Source organism: Pontibacter akesuensis, from assembly GCF_001611675.1.
Classification (GTDB): domain Bacteria; phylum Bacteroidota; class Bacteroidia; order Cytophagales; family Hymenobacteraceae; genus Pontibacter; species Pontibacter akesuensis.
Genome location: NZ_CP014766.1, coordinates 1,658,071 through 1,671,835, shown reverse-complemented (window position 1 = coordinate 1,671,835; position 13,765 = coordinate 1,658,071). Strand labels below are relative to the sequence as shown.

At 53.4% G+C, this 13,765-nt stretch carries 9 protein-coding genes; 4 read left to right on the top strand and 5 right to left on the bottom strand.

What is annotated here, in order from left to right; genetic code table 11:
• Positions 1–166 precede the first annotated feature (166 nt).
• Positions 167–1,252: a sensor histidine kinase gene (locus tag A0W33_RS07005; protein WP_068837497.1), complete on the top strand. Its 1,086-nt coding sequence runs from the start codon at positions 167–169 to the stop codon at positions 1,250–1,252.
• A gap of 239 nt (positions 1,253–1,491) precedes the next feature.
• Here A0W33_RS07005 and A0W33_RS07000 read toward each other — a convergent pair whose 3' ends face one another.
• Complete coding sequence (locus A0W33_RS07000; protein WP_068837496.1) at positions 1,492–2,694, bottom strand: Pycsar system effector family protein; 1,203 nt, start codon at positions 2,692–2,694, stop codon at positions 1,492–1,494.
• 406 nt (positions 2,695–3,100) lie between these two features.
• Here A0W33_RS07000 and A0W33_RS06995 point away from each other — a divergent pair, with 406 nt between their 5' ends.
• Together A0W33_RS06995 and A0W33_RS06990 are read left to right on the top strand one after the other, a co-directional pair.
• Positions 3,101–6,922 (top strand): metallophosphoesterase, encoded by a 3,822-nt coding sequence (locus A0W33_RS06995; protein WP_068837495.1) that lies wholly within the window; start codon positions 3,101–3,103, stop codon positions 6,920–6,922.
• A gap of 87 nt (positions 6,923–7,009) precedes the next feature.
• Entirely contained in the window at positions 7,010–8,035 is a 1,026-nt protein-coding gene (locus A0W33_RS06990; RefSeq protein WP_074937203.1) for a DUF6268 family outer membrane beta-barrel protein, read from the top strand.
• 89 nt (positions 8,036–8,124) lie between these two features.
• Here the strand turns inward: A0W33_RS06990 and ppk1 are convergent, their stop codons facing one another.
• The 4 genes from ppk1 to A0W33_RS06970 all read right to left on the bottom strand — a co-directional run bounded on the left by ppk1 (position 8,125) and on the right by A0W33_RS06970 (position 12,957).
• Positions 8,125–10,290 carry a polyphosphate kinase 1 gene (gene ppk1 / locus A0W33_RS06985; protein ID WP_068837493.1) on the bottom strand — a complete coding sequence of 722 codons (2,166 nt, stop codon included), beginning with the start codon at positions 10,288–10,290 and terminating at the stop codon, positions 8,125–8,127.
• Between the two features lie 47 nt (positions 10,291–10,337).
• Positions 10,338–10,832: a SixA phosphatase family protein gene (locus A0W33_RS06980; protein ID WP_068837492.1), complete on the bottom strand. Its 495-nt coding sequence runs from the start codon at positions 10,830–10,832 to the stop codon at positions 10,338–10,340.
• A gap of 208 nt (positions 10,833–11,040) precedes the next feature.
• Positions 11,041–12,228: a GTPase HflX gene (gene hflX / locus A0W33_RS06975; RefSeq protein ID WP_068837491.1), complete on the bottom strand. Its 1,188-nt coding sequence runs from the start codon at positions 12,226–12,228 to the stop codon at positions 11,041–11,043.
• Between the two features lie 3 nt (positions 12,229–12,231).
• Positions 12,232–12,957 carry a SirB2 family protein gene (locus A0W33_RS06970; RefSeq protein WP_068837490.1) on the bottom strand — a complete coding sequence of 242 codons (726 nt, stop codon included), beginning with the start codon at positions 12,955–12,957 and terminating at the stop codon, positions 12,232–12,234.
• Between the two features lie 144 nt (positions 12,958–13,101).
• Between A0W33_RS06970 and rfbC the strand changes: the two genes are divergently transcribed.
• On the top strand, positions 13,102–13,644 hold the full coding sequence (gene rfbC / locus A0W33_RS06965) for a dTDP-4-dehydrorhamnose 3,5-epimerase (protein WP_068837489.1): 543 nt from the start codon (positions 13,102–13,104) through the stop codon (positions 13,642–13,644).
• Positions 13,645–13,765: the final 121 nt, after the last annotated feature.

Here is a 13,765-nt window from a genome sequence, read left to right as displayed (position 1 = left end):
CAGCACAGACACGGAGTATGGCTTTGTAATCCCGCTGCACTGCAAGTTGCGTGAACAAAGGGGTGGGGCTATGCAACTAAACCCATGCCATTCCAGTTAAGCACGACTACTATCCGTATCATTTACTATCCGTATCTTTCAGCTTATAGGTACAAATCCATCACCCATGGAGCAACCATCCAAGAAGACAGCAGAACACCGAAAGCTTATTGAGTTGAACGATGAGTTGGAGAACTACTTCAGCAATACCATCATTCCGCAGCTTTTTGTCGATGCCGATATGATACTCCGCAAGTTCACCCCGCCCGCCATGAGGCATTTCCGGCTCTCCAAAGCTGACATAGGCAGGCACATGGATGAGGTGTCCAGTAATATCCGCTTCCCAACCATCATCGAGAACATTGAGGAGGTGATTGAAAGCAACAAGGACCTGGAGAAGGAAATTCAGACGACCGATAAGAAGTGGTATCAGATGAACATCCTGCCCTATATTATCAGGAAAGAGAACAGAGCCAATGGCGTCATCATCACCTTCATTGATATAAACGACCGCATAGAGATTTTAAAGGGATATGAAAAGCTGAACAAGAGTTATGAGAGCATCATCTTCTCCCTCTCGCACGACATTAAAGGCCCCCTCTCAAACATTGAAGGGTTGATTCATTTGTTGAAGGAGATCCGGGGAGAGGAAGCCGATACAAAGGAAATCATAGACATGCTCAGTAAGTCTGTGGGCAACCTCCGCAAAACAGTCGTAGAACTGGCTGACATCAGGGAAAGTGACACCAACTTTGCCAAGGAGGCAGAGCGTGTGAACTTCGAGAATCTGATAGAGGACGCCCAGCTTGCACTTAAAGACAAGATACATGAAACCGGCGCGCGCTTTGACATGCAGATAAACGAGTCGGAGATTAACCTGTCGCGGAAGAACGCCAGAAGCATCATCTATAACCTGATGAGCAATGCCCTCAAGTTCAAAGCACCAGATAGAGCGCCTGAGATACGCATCAAAACCGAAAAGCTGAATGACTATGTCCTGCTATCCTTCAGCGACAACGGGCTGGGTATAGCGGAAGACAAGACGGACGCAGTGTTTGAGCGCTACGTCAGGCTCAACAACGATGTAGAAGGCACGGGATTGGGCCTGTTCATCGTGAAAAGAATGGTGGAGGATGCAGACGGGAAAATAGAGGTGGAGAGTTCCTTGGGCAAGGGTACTACCTTCAGGGTTTTCTTCAAGGGCGATGAATAATTACCTGTTGGTTTCCGTAAAGCCCACCTAGCCAAATATGGCAAGGCAAACCAAGTATAAATACTCCATCTGGGTTGCCTTGGGCAAGTATAAGCTCAGGCTTTTAAACTTCAACCTGGTATAACAGGAACAAAGCTTCGTCAGCCTCCCCTGCAAATGACGAATTGTAGCAGAAGTAGTGCCTGGAGAAGTATAGCAAACGCACCCCAACACCAAAAAGCACTACTCCAGCCGAACCCTTAATAAGAGGCCATAGCAATGATGAAGCCCAATACCGTCAGCACAAGGCCCACCATAAAGATGGTATAGGAAATGCGCAGGATTTTATACTTGCGTTCCAGCACAACTCCTAGGTAATAAATATCGGTGATCATGTTGTTGTAAAGCGAGTCTTTGTCGCGCATGATGTCGTGCATGCCGCTCTGGAAATCCTCAAGGGGCAGGTTGGTGAAGTTACCGAAAAACAGGATGTTTATCTTTCGGGAGTTTATCTTCTTGTCTTTCTTCTTCTTGAAGGAGAAACTGGTTACCTCGGGCTGTGCCGAAACAATGGCGGTTACCACAGAGCCCAACGTGGTCAGGAGTAAAATCCCGATCGGCACTAAAATACGGTAGGTAGCCAGGCCAGTGCCGGAACCAAGTATGGAAGTCTGGGCACTTAGGTAGGTGATAATAACAGAGAGGATAATTGCGTTCAGGCTGATCATCATGTTCGCCTTGTTGTCGGCGATGGCGCTTAGCTCGAGGTGCGTGCGGTACGTGTTCCGGAACATCGTCTCGATGCCGCGCTTGGGCTGGGCCAGGGTCTTGCGCCCTTTCTTCGTTTCCTTCTTCTTCTCCTCGCCTGCCTCGCTTAAGCGGTTGCGCTGCTCCTGTATGTTCAGGCCAAGCTGGGCGGCAAACTTCTGCTGCGCCGGCACCGAATGGAATGTGGTAGAAAGCAGAAAGTCCATCTGAAACTGCTCCCACTCATGGTTCGAGAAAAAACGGTCCTGGTAAATTTCCCACTCCACGCGCAGCAGCTCAGCGGTGGCAAAAAAGGTCTCCTTCCCGATGTTCGACATGTCCGCATCCACCAGCAACTCCTGCAGTGGCGTCTCGGGCTCCACGTCGTGCTGCGTGGCGCGAATCAGGCCGCTGATGCGATCGATGCCCTCCTGGGGGTAATTCTGCTCCTGCAGCCACTCGGTGGCAATGCGGACGCTTTCCTCCTCGTGGCCAGCATAGGCATCGATGTAGCCGGTGTCGTGGAACCATGCTGCCAGCACGAGGTCCTGCAGCTGGTCTGGCGGCAACTGGCTGCGCTCGCCCAGGTCCTGAGCCTCGGCTGCCGTCTCAAAAGTGTGCTTGTAGTTGTGGTAAACAAGTTTCTTGGAGAGCCTTTGCTTTAAAAGCGTAAATACATACTCTCCGGCTTGTTTGATGATTGCTTGGTTTTTCATAATGTTTTTAGGTGGCCAGGTGAAGGGCGCTGTTCGTGGTGCTGTCGGGGTTGCCTGGCGACAAGTGCAACGTGTGGCGCACATTGTTATCTGCGGTTACGGTAAAACCAGTATTTTGTTAGTGGATAGGGTAACTACGCTGGTGTCTGGCAGTATAAAAGAAGGTAACAACTTAAAGCAGTTGCGTCTCGTTTACCAACTTCAGTTCTGCCGTCACGGTGGTACCCCCTGTAGCAAGCGAGAACTACACCCTGGTGCATTGGTTGTGCGGCGGCAACGCTGTCCTACCCTACACAAGCGCACCAGCAACTCTGTTTTATGCCCAGGCAGCACCCGCTGTCTGCCGCTGTACATAGAGGGGGAGGTGCCACAACTGCTGTGGCAGGTACATCGAGTAAAAGATACTATGATACATAAGCTTTTAATTGCAAAGCGGCCGTTTGTGCGCCTCACGTGGGCGGCTATACTTTGTACGCTTGTCTGTGCGTGCGTCAGCACAGAGCCCTACTACAGCGACGGAGACCTGAACTGGAGCGAGAAAAAACCAACCCCGGAAAATGAGGTGCTGTACAGTGTGTTCCTGATCGGGGATGTGGGTGCCCCGGACCTTGAAAACGGCGAACCTTCCATGCTGCTCATGCGCAGGCAAATGGAAGAAGCCGGGGCACAGAGCGCCACCATCTTTCTGGGCGATAATGTGTACATGAACGGCCTTCCCCCGGTGGGCAAGTATGACCGGGAAATTTCGGAGAAGCGGCTGAATGCCCAGCTCGATATTCTGAAGGGTTATGCGGGCGAAAAGTACATGATCCCGGGCAACCACGACTGGAACCACAGCGGCCGCGGCGGTCTGGAGGCGGTAACGCGCGAGCAGCGGTACGTGAACGAATACCTCACCGACGAAAACATTGTAGTAGGAGGCGACTTCTACGTACCCGGCGATGGCTGCCCCGGACCCTATGAGGTGCTGCTAAGCGATAACCTTGTCCTCATCGCCCTAGACTCGGAGTGGTGGCTGCACCCTTTCGACAGGCCTTATGGCGACAACAGCAGTTGCAGCGCCTCTACAGAAGAAGAACTGCTGGTGCAGCTGGAAGACATCATCGAAAAGCACCGCGGCCGCGACATACTGGTGGTGGGCCACCACCCGCTCGTAACGCGCGGCGAACACGGCGGATTTTTCACCTTGAAGGATCACCTGTTCCCGCTCACCATGCTCCGCGACTGGATCTACATGCCGCTGCCCGTCATCGGCTCTATTTATCCATTTGCCCGCAAGTATGGCGGCATTCTGCAGGACATTCCGCACCCACGCTACCAGGCGTACATCGAGGGGGTAATGTCTATCTTCACCAAGTATGACAACATCACCTACGCGGCGGGGCACGAGCATGCATTGGAGTACTTTAACTTTAACGGGGTGCCGCACATTGTAAGTGGCTCAGGCTGCAAAGTGGATTACGTGAAGCCCGGTGGCGGCGCTGCCTATGCGCAGACAGTAAAGGGGTATGTGCGGGTAAACTACCACAAGAACGGCGAGGCCTGGGCTGAGTTCTGGGTGCCGACCGACGAAAAGGGAACAACCGGGGAAATAGCGTTTCGAACGCAACTCTACGCCAGAAAGGCCCCTGACAAAGCGCCCTTGATTACGGACGACACCAACTACGCAGACAGCACAATCACGCTGGCCGCTAACCCTACTTATAAAGCCGGTAAACTGCGCGAAACCTTAGTCGGGAAGCATTACCGCGAAGCTTGGACAACACCCATCGAAGTGCCGCTGCTGGACCTGAAGAACGAGCTTGGAGGCCTTAGGCCCTACCAGAAGGGCGGCGGCAAGCAAACACCTGCTTTAAAGGTGCGCACGCAGGAAGCCAAGGAATATACGTTGCGCAGTGTGAACAAGAGCTCCTCCATGGTGCTGCCCAAGTTCCTGCGCGAGGTGGCCGTGCGCACACAGCTGCAGGATCAGATTTCTTCACAGCACCCGTATGGTGCGCTCATTGTGCCGCCGCTGGCCGATGCCGCAGGCGTATTCCACACAAACCCAAAGCTGGTTTACATTCCGAATACCCCGTACCTGCGGCAGTACCAGGATGAGTTTGGCGACATGCTCGCTATTCTGGAGGAGGACCCGGACGAGAACCACGAAGAGATTGCCAGTCTCGGCAACGCCGAGAACCTGGTGGGTACCGATAAACTGCTCGAGGAAATGGAGGAGGACAACGACAATGAGGTGGATCAGCCTGAGTATGTGCGCGCGCGCCTCTTTGACATGCTCATTGGCGACTGGGACCGGCACGAAGGGCAGTGGCGCTGGGTAGAGGAAGACAAGCCGGGCAAAGGAAAGCTATACATCCCCGTGCCGGAAGACCGCGACCAGGCATTTTTCAAAGCAGAGGGAGTGCTTCCCTGGCTGGCTACGCGCAGGTGGGGCATCCGGAACGTGCGCAACTTCGGGTATGAATACCGGGATGTGATCGGGCTGAACTTAAACGGGCTGACGCTGGACCGGGCCTTTACCTCTAAAATTACCCGGCAGGAGTGGCTCCGGATTGCAGAGGACATCAAACTAAACGTGACCGATGAGGTGATACAGCAGGCGGTGCAAAGGTGGCCGGAACCAATCCGGGCACAATCCGCCGACGAGATCGTGGCCAAGCTGAAATCCAGGCGCGACAAGCTGCCTCAGGCAGCCGCTGAGTACTACGATTTCCTGGTGCAGTACGTGGATATTACCGGCAGCGACAAGCACGAGCGGTTTGAGATTAAGCGTATCAACAACAAAGAGTTGGAGGTAACAGGGTACAAGATATCCAAGGAGGGAGAAATACTGGAGCCCCTGTACAACCGCACCTTCTACACCGACGAAACCAAGGAAGTACGCTTTTACGGCATGGATGGGCAGGATGAGTTCATTGTGTCGGGGCAGGTGGATAAAAGTATTGTCGTGCGCATTATTGCCGGCGGCGACGAAGACGAGATCATAGACACCTCGCATGTGAGCGGCCTGAAAGACCATACTATTGTGTATGATACAAAGGAGGGCAACGTGTTTAACTTCGGCAGCGAGACCAAGGTAGAAACCGCTCCTGACGACGAGGTAAACCTCTACGACCGCAGCAACTATCAGCCTACGTATGTTGGCCCTCGGTTTTCGGCGGCCTATAACGTAGATGACGGGTTATTGCTGGGCGCTGGCTTGGTAGTGCGCACCTACGGCTTCCGGAAGCAGCCGTACGCGGCAGAGCACCTGCTGGAGGCTAAGCATGCCTTCCTGACCAATTCGTTTGATGTGCGTTACAAAGGCGATCTGCGCGATGCGGTAGGAGAGTGGCACCTGGCGTTGGACGCGCACCTGCAGGCACCTCAGTTTCAGCGCAACTTCTACGGCCTTGGCAACAACACCGCGCCGGCATCTGACCTGGACGAAGACTTTTACCGGGTACGCTACGAGCGGCTGTCATTGGGCGCTGCCCTTTACAAGCAGCCGTTCCGCTTCCTGAAGATGGGCATTGGCCCAACCTACGACAAGTTCCAGGTGAAAACACCGGAGCAGGAGACGTTCCTGCTGCAGGAAGGGAGAGCAGGCCGCCTGCAGGAAGGCACCTACGCACCTGAAACGGGAACCTTCGAGGCGCTCCACTATGCCGGTATCAAAGCCTTTACCGACCTGAACGTACTTGGCGGAGGCAGCACCGAGGCGAATCCTCGTATTGGTATGCGCTGGACCAACACCCTTAGTTTTAACCAGCAGATAGGCGGCGAACGGTTAAGCTATACCAATATCAGCTCTGATTTCCGGTTTTACCTGAGCCCCTACTTCCCGTTTCAGGTAACCTGGGCGGGCAGAGTAGGTGTGTCGCGCAACTTCGGGGATTACCGGTTTTACCAGGCAAGCACCCTGGGAGGCACTGAGAACCTGCGGGGCTACCGGCGCACGCGCTTTGCGGGCCGCGGCAGCGTATACGCCAACGGCGAGGCACGCCTGCAGCTCCTCGACTTCAATCTGTTCCTGGTGCCGGGCAAGTTCGGCGTGCTTGGCCTGGTGGATGCCGGGCGGGTATATGTGGATGATGAGCCGAAGGCAGCTTTCTTCCGCAGCCTGCACATGGGGTATGGCGGTGGCGTGTGGCTCGATTTCCTGAACCGCACTGTGCTTTCGCTAAGTTACACGGCAGGCGAGGAAGAGGAGTACGTGATGCTCAACTTTGGCTTCTTTTTTTAACCTAAAGCAGTTTTGAAAGTATAACAAACGGTGCTGCTAGAATGTGGCGCGCCGCTTTCACCGAAGCACCAATCGATAATAAAAACTATGAAGACAATTATACTACTGTTGTCAGGGTTTGCTTTGCTTTCTCTTGCTACAGATGCATGGGCACAGGATGCGGAAACAGAATTACTGGAGGAAGTAACCCAGTTTGCCGGTCCAGGTGTGGAGGGTATGGGCAAACCTCGTGGGGTAGTGATCAGTTATGAGCGCCTGCCCAACTTCGACATAGAGTCGGAGTCGGATGACCAAAGGTTAGGCAATGGGCAGGGGCGTATTAGGCGTCATAATAAGTTTGCTGCACAAATTGGAGCACCGCTAATAAACAGACCGCAGACAAAGCTCCTGATTGGCTTGAGCTATGATCTGGAAGAGTTTAATTTTGAAGGGCTTTCGGATTCATCCTATGGCCTATACCGATACCTGGAGGATAAAAATTTGCATAGTATTGGGCTGCAACTGGCTTACCTGCACGCCTTAAACGAGCGGAACTTTTACCTGATGCGTGTAAAGGGTGAGCTTAACGGCGACTATACCCGCATCGACAAGGATATTTCGAACTACTTTAAAGGAACCGTCGACCTGGCTTACGGTTGGTCTTTATCCCCATATTACTCAATTGGTGTTGGCGTGCAGTACGGCTGGGTTTTTGGCAGGCAAAGAATCCTTCCCGGCATCCTGTACAATCGCACGTTCAATCCAAAATGGGGCGTGGAGTCCATCTTCCCGGCAAACACTAGGTTACGCTATAACGCAAACGAGAAAACGCTGTTTTATGTAGGGTGGAAACTGGACGGTAGCAGCTACGATATTTTCGCTGATCAAACGGATCTTAAACAGTTTGGCGAAATAGAGTTACGGCGTACTGACATAAAGGGGCTCCTACGTATGGAGCGCGAGATCCATGACTTTCTATGGTTTGCCGTGGAGGGAGGCTTCCGGCAATACTACAGGAACCGGGTCTTTGCTGAGCCAGGTGATACAGATGAACTGATCGATAATGATCTTGCCGGTGCAGGCTACATAAGAGCAGAAATATACCTGGTGCCGCCGCGCAAGTGGGTCGACTAAGTATAAAAGTCAAACCACAAGCAGCAATCATAAAAGCCAGGAGCAGCTATATGTTAGCTGCTCCTGGCTTTTATCTTATACTGATGTAGTTATTTCTTTTTCTCTTTCTTTGCCACCGCACCTGCCTTGGACGTTGTTTCTGCTTTCGCTGCCGTGTCTGCCTTCGGTGCCACGTCTGCCTGCGCCATTTGGCTTAGGTACTCGTAGGTGGCATACTGCGAGCGCACGTGCGTAGGTGAAGGCGGCTTAATGTAGTCGTTGTCTACGCTGCGCGTCTTGGTGTCGTCGGAGAGCTGCAGTTCTATGATGTGGCGAATCTCCGCTGCCAGGTCTGGCTGGTAGATGGGGAAAGCCACTTCCACACGGCGGTTCAGGTTGCGGGTCATCCAGTCGGCGGAGGCAATGTATAGCTGCTCGTCGCCATTGTTATGGAAGATGTACACCCGGGCATGCTCCAGGTAGCGGTCCACGATGCTGCGCACCTGTATGTTCTCACTCATTCCCTCCACACCGGGCACCAGGCAGCAAATGCCCCGCACCAGCAGCTGAATTTTCACCCCTGCCTGGCTGGCAGCGTAAAGCTTTTTGATCATCCGCTCATCCTGCAGCGCATTCATCTTCAGAATCATACTTGCCGGCAGGCCCTTCTTAGCGTTCTTTATCTCCTGGTCCACCAGCTTGGTAAAGCCCTGGCGCATGTTTAGCGGGGCCATCAGCAAATGGCCAAACTTCTTGTCAGGTTGGCGGTCAATAAAGAAGTTAAACACCTGCTCCACGTCTTTGGTCAGGCGCTTGTCAGACGTGAAAAGCGCATGATCGGCGTAAATGGTGGACGTATCTTCGTTGTAGTTGCCGGTGCTTAGGTAGGCATAGTTCACCAGCCTGCCTTTCTCGTTTCGGGTGATGAGGCCCAGTTTGGAGTGTACTTTCAGGTCAGGCACACCGAAGATTACGTTAGCCCCTGCTTTCTGCAGTTTACCGGCCCAGTAGATGTTTGACTCCTCGTCAAAACGGGCCCGAAGCTCCACAACCACTGTTACCAGCTTTCCGTTTTTAGCGGCCTTCGCCAGCGCCTTCGCCACTTTCGATTTGGCAGCCACACGGTACAGCGTGGCGCTGATGGCGGTGACTTTCGGGTCGTTGGCCGCTTCCTCAAACAGGCGCAGCACATAATCGAACGACTGGTACGGGTAATGCACCAGGTAGTCCTTTCCTTGCATGGCGGCAAGCAAGCTTGGCTCCTGTTCCAGTTGCGGGTGCAGGAGTACAGGCTGCGGCGTATACTTCAGGTCGGGTAGGTTAAAGTCCGGAAATCCGAAAAAGTCCCGGAAGTTGTGGTACTTGCTGCCTTCCACCAACTCATCATCCGTAATGCCAGTGTGTGCCTTGAGCATATCCAGCAGTTCCTGCGGTGTTTCCGGGTCGTAAAGCAGGCGCGCCGGATAACCGGTCTCACGCTTTTTCAGGCTGCTCTGAATCTTCGCCATCAGGCTGCCCGATACTTCTTCCTCAATGTCCAGCTCGGCATCGCGCGAAACCTTTGCGGCGTGCGCCACAAAGGATTTGTAGTTGGGGAACATAAGCGGCAGGCAAAAGCGAATTACATCATCGATGAACATCACATGGCGTTGCCCGTCTACTGTGGGAAGTTTTACGAAACGGCCGCCGTGCTTTTTGGTGGGTACCTCCAGCATGGCAAAGCGCACTGCTTTGCAGTTGTCCTCGGTGGGGTCCCACATCTTCACCCCAATGTATACCATCTGGTCCTGCAGAAAGAGGTGCGTGTCGGTTTCATCAAGTATAATGGGCAGTAGCAGCGGCTCCAGTGTCTCGCGGAAGTAGTCCTGCACCCACTCCTCCTGTTCCTTGTTCAGGTCGTTCTCTGTGAGCAGGTGTATGTCATGCTCGCGCAGGTCGGCTAGTATACCTTCCCGGAAAACCTCCCCGAACTCCTCCTGCTGGCGGTGCACCTCTTTCAGTACCTGGTCCAGCGTGTCGGTCGGGTCATCGTTCAGCTTCTTGCGCGTTTTCTTCTTTAGGTTGATCAGGCGCTTGAGGGTGGCCACCCGTACCTTGAAGTACTCATCCAGGTTAGATGAGAAAATGGCCATGAACTTGATGCGCTCGAGCAGGGGCACCGTTTTGTCTTTCGCCTCCTGCAGTACTCTGTAATTAAAGGCTAGCCAGCTCAGCTCACGGTTGATAAACGTATACTCAGCCGGGGCCTTGGGCTCCTTGTCTTTCTCTTTTTCCATGTTGTTTTAATGTATGCTACGGCAGCCGTGGCAGTGTGCAGGAGAGGCTACTTATAGTTCTTCGGGAAATCGTAGAACAGCAGCTCAGCGTTCTTTTTGGAGATGTCGTACCAGCTCTCGCAGTTAAAGCGAATTCCTACGGCACCGGCGGTAGGTAGGCTAGCCACCGGCTCCGGCGATAGCATGTTGGCAAAGTCGGAGAGGGCCTCGTTGTGCCCCACCAGCATCAGGTGCTTTACCTCAGCTGGGGCGCTCTGCACCACCTCCAACAGGTCGTTCTTATCAGCGCCGTACACGCGGGTATCCACCACGATGTCGTCAGCATCAAAATCCATCTCCTTGCCTGCCAGCGTGGCGGTGCTAAGCGCCCGCACGGCAGGGCTTGATATAATCAGTTCCGGCTTCACGCCCTGTGCCGCCAGTTCCTGTCCCATCAGCGGGGCGTCGTTGCGGCCGCGCTTGTTCAGCGGGCGGTCGTGGTCGCTCAGACCTTCAAACTCCCAGCTCGACTTGGCATGCCTAAGGATATATAGCGTTTTCATATGTTTTCTGTTATGCAAACCATCTGTAGCTGTAAACAGACTATAGACAGGGCATTGCTAGTTACTGCAACTTTAAGTAAATGGTTGTGACGCGGCTTTAAGTATACGCCCGGGAGAAGGCAGTGGCTGTAAAACAAGACGGCCACTGCGTACCTAATACACCGTGGCCGTTTGGGTGATGCCGCGCCAAGTATGCGGGCGATTTTAACTATACATTGTTCGGGTAGCGCTGGTAGTGCAGCTCGGCTACGCGCCGTTGCAGTTCCTCGCGCAGGGCATCAATATTCAGTTTATCAGTGGCTGAAATGAACATGGCAGGCGCGTGCTCTTTGGCCATATAAGTGGCCTTCAGGTCTTCGATGGAAGGGCGCGCCTCGCTGTTCTCCTCCTGCAGCTCCTGCTGGCGCTGCTTCAGGTACTCATCTATCTTGTTGAACACGAGCAGCACCGGCTTCTCAGCCGAGTTGATGTCCTTCAGCGTCTCGTTCACCACCGCTATCTGGTCCTCAAACGACTCGTGCGAAATGTCCACCACATGCACCAGCATATCCGCCTCGCGTATCTCATCTAGCGTAGATTTGAAGGCCTCAATCAGCTTGGTGGGCAGCTTGCGGATAAACCCTACTGTGTCGGAAAGCAGGAAGGGCACGTTGTCGAGCACCACTTTGCGCACGGTGGCATCTACGGTGGCGAACAGCTTGTTCTCTGCAAACACCTCAGATTTGGAGAGCAGGTTCATGAGCGTCGATTTGCCGACGTTGGTATACCCCACCAGCGCCACACGCACAATGCCAGCACGGGCTTTGCGCTGCTCAAAGTTCTGCTTCTCGAATTTCTTCAGGCGCTCGCGCAGCAAGGCAATCTTGTCGCGCACAATACGGCGGTCGGTCTCGATCTCTGTTTCACCGGGGCCCTTCATGCCGATACCACCCTTCTGTTTGGACAAGTGCGTCCAGAGGTTGGTAAGGCGCGGCAGCAGGTACTGGTACTGCGCCATCTCTACCTGGGCGTGCGCCTGGGCTGTTTTGGCACGCAGGGCAAAAATATCAAGTATAAGCAGGCTGCGGTCCACAATCTTTACCTGCAGCTCGCGCTCAATGTTCCGCACCTGCGAAGGGCTTAGGTCGTCGTCAAAGATCACCATGTCCACGCTATTCTCCTTTACATAGGCGTTGATCTCGTCGAGTTTGCCGCTGCCCACAAAGGTGCGCACGTCGGGCTTGTCGAGTTTTTGCGTGAAACGTTGCAGGGTTTGTGCACCGGCGGTCTCTGCCAGAAAGGCAAGTTCATCCAGATACTCCTGCGTTTGTTCTTCTGTCTGCTTGTAGCCTGGTACGGCCACTAGTACGGCCGTCTCCTGCGGCTTAGATGTATCGTAAAATTGTTGTTTAGCCATTCATTAGTTTTTAAGCGTCATGGTATAAGCGGCCAGCGCCGCCACCTCTTCATCGGAGAGCTGGGCACTGAAGCCAGGCATTAATCCCCGGCCATTAGCGATTACGTTTATGCGGTCGTTTAGGCTGAGATCACTTACCTGTAAATTAGCTGCGCCGCCCAGCCCCTTGGCCCCGTCGGCTCCGTGGCAGGTTTCGCACAGCTGCGTATAGATGGCTTTGCCGTTGGCCAACTGTGCCTCACCCATCGAAGCGATGATCTCCTGCTGCGGCCCAGCGGGTTCGTTGTTTTCTGTATCATCCGTTTCAGCCGCCTCCATTTCAACGGGCTTGGTTTTAGTGGTGGCGTTCTGTACCGGCCCCGGTTGCTGCATCGTCAGGCTTTTTGTCTCGGCCATGCCATACACATACAGGAAGAGCAGCAGCGAGGCAAGGGCAAGCAGTTTGTTCTCCCGCTTAATGCCAATGATGCCCAACGGAATGGCCACCAGCACCAGCACAATCTTGATGATCAGCCACGTGGGAATGCCCTGGTAACTGGCCAGCAGGTAACCGCCTGTTACTAGTATAAGCAGGCCGAAAACGGTATCCAGCGCCCGGGTATATGTACGGGCTCTGGCAAGCAGTTCGCGCTTGTTAAGCAGGAGCAGTACTGTCTTAAACGTGAACAATATCAGGAACAGAATTACCACGAGTACGTGCGTGTGCAGAAAGGCAACTATTGCTTGCATAGGGTAGTATTATCGGGAATGCAGGGAGAATGCATGCAATTTACTTTATTTTTTCTGATGCTGAGGCAAAATGGCTAACTTGCGCCTTTTCAGCTATAGCAGCACATCTTATCTGCTTTAGTTTCAGCCAACATAGAGGAACCTATGGACCACAAGCTTTTCCACATTGAGGGAGTAATTGAATTTCAGCCGCGCATTTTTGAGGATGAGCGGGGTTACTTCACAGAAACCTTTAGCATGAAATGGTTTGAGCCGTTTGGGGAGCCGCCGGTGTTTGTGCAGGACAACCAATCGTGCTCAAAGAAAGGCGTACTGCGGGGCCTGCACTTCCAGAAACCGCCGCATGCGCAGGGCAAACTGGTGCGCGTAACCAGCGGCAAAGCGCTGGATGTGGCCGTTGACCTCCGGAAGAACTCGCCTACCTACGGGCAGTATGTCACCAGCTTGCTGGAGGCCGATAAGCATAACCTGTTCTACATTCCGGCAGGGTTTGCACACGGCTTTGTGGCACTCGAAGAAGATACCATCTTCCTGTACAAGTGCACCGACTTCTACGCGCCTGCCACGGAAGGAGGCCTGCTGTGGAATGATCCTGCCATCGGCATTGACTGGAGCATTGCGGATCCGTTAGTTTCCCCTAAAGACGAGGTGCTGCCGCTGTTAAAGGATTTCAATTCGCCGTTTTAATTTTTAAGTATAGAATTAAATAACAGGAGCCGGGGATGCTAATCCCCGGCTCCTGTTATTTAATTGCTGGTATGGTTGATTTACAAGTAAACTTCCGCGCCAGCTTTATGCTTTGCAAATG

Excerpts from the sequence above, each read along its gene's own strand:
- A0W33_RS07000 (WP_068837496.1), bottom strand. The coding sequence starts at position 2,694 with ATGAAAAACCAAGCAATCATCAAACAAGCCGGAGAGTATGTATTTACG.
- A0W33_RS06970 (WP_068837490.1), bottom strand. The coding sequence starts at position 12,957 with ATGCAAGCAATAGTTGCCTTTCTGCACACGCACGTACTCGTGGTAATT.
- A0W33_RS07005 (WP_068837497.1), top strand. The coding sequence starts at position 167 with ATGGAGCAACCATCCAAGAAGACAGCAGAACACCGAAAGCTTATTGAG.
- A0W33_RS06980 (WP_068837492.1), bottom strand. The coding sequence starts at position 10,832 with ATGAAAACGCTATATATCCTTAGGCATGCCAAGTCGAGCTGGGAGTTT.
- rfbC (WP_068837489.1), top strand. The coding sequence starts at position 13,102 with ATGGACCACAAGCTTTTCCACATTGAGGGAGTAATTGAATTTCAGCCG.
- hflX (WP_068837491.1), bottom strand. The coding sequence starts at position 12,228 with ATGGCTAAACAACAATTTTACGATACATCTAAGCCGCAGGAGACGGCC.
- A0W33_RS06990 (WP_074937203.1), top strand. The coding sequence starts at position 7,010 with ATGAAGACAATTATACTACTGTTGTCAGGGTTTGCTTTGCTTTCTCTT.
- A0W33_RS06995 (WP_068837495.1), top strand. The coding sequence starts at position 3,101 with ATGATACATAAGCTTTTAATTGCAAAGCGGCCGTTTGTGCGCCTCACG.
- ppk1 (WP_068837493.1), bottom strand. The coding sequence starts at position 10,290 with ATGGAAAAAGAGAAAGACAAGGAGCCCAAGGCCCCGGCTGAGTATACG.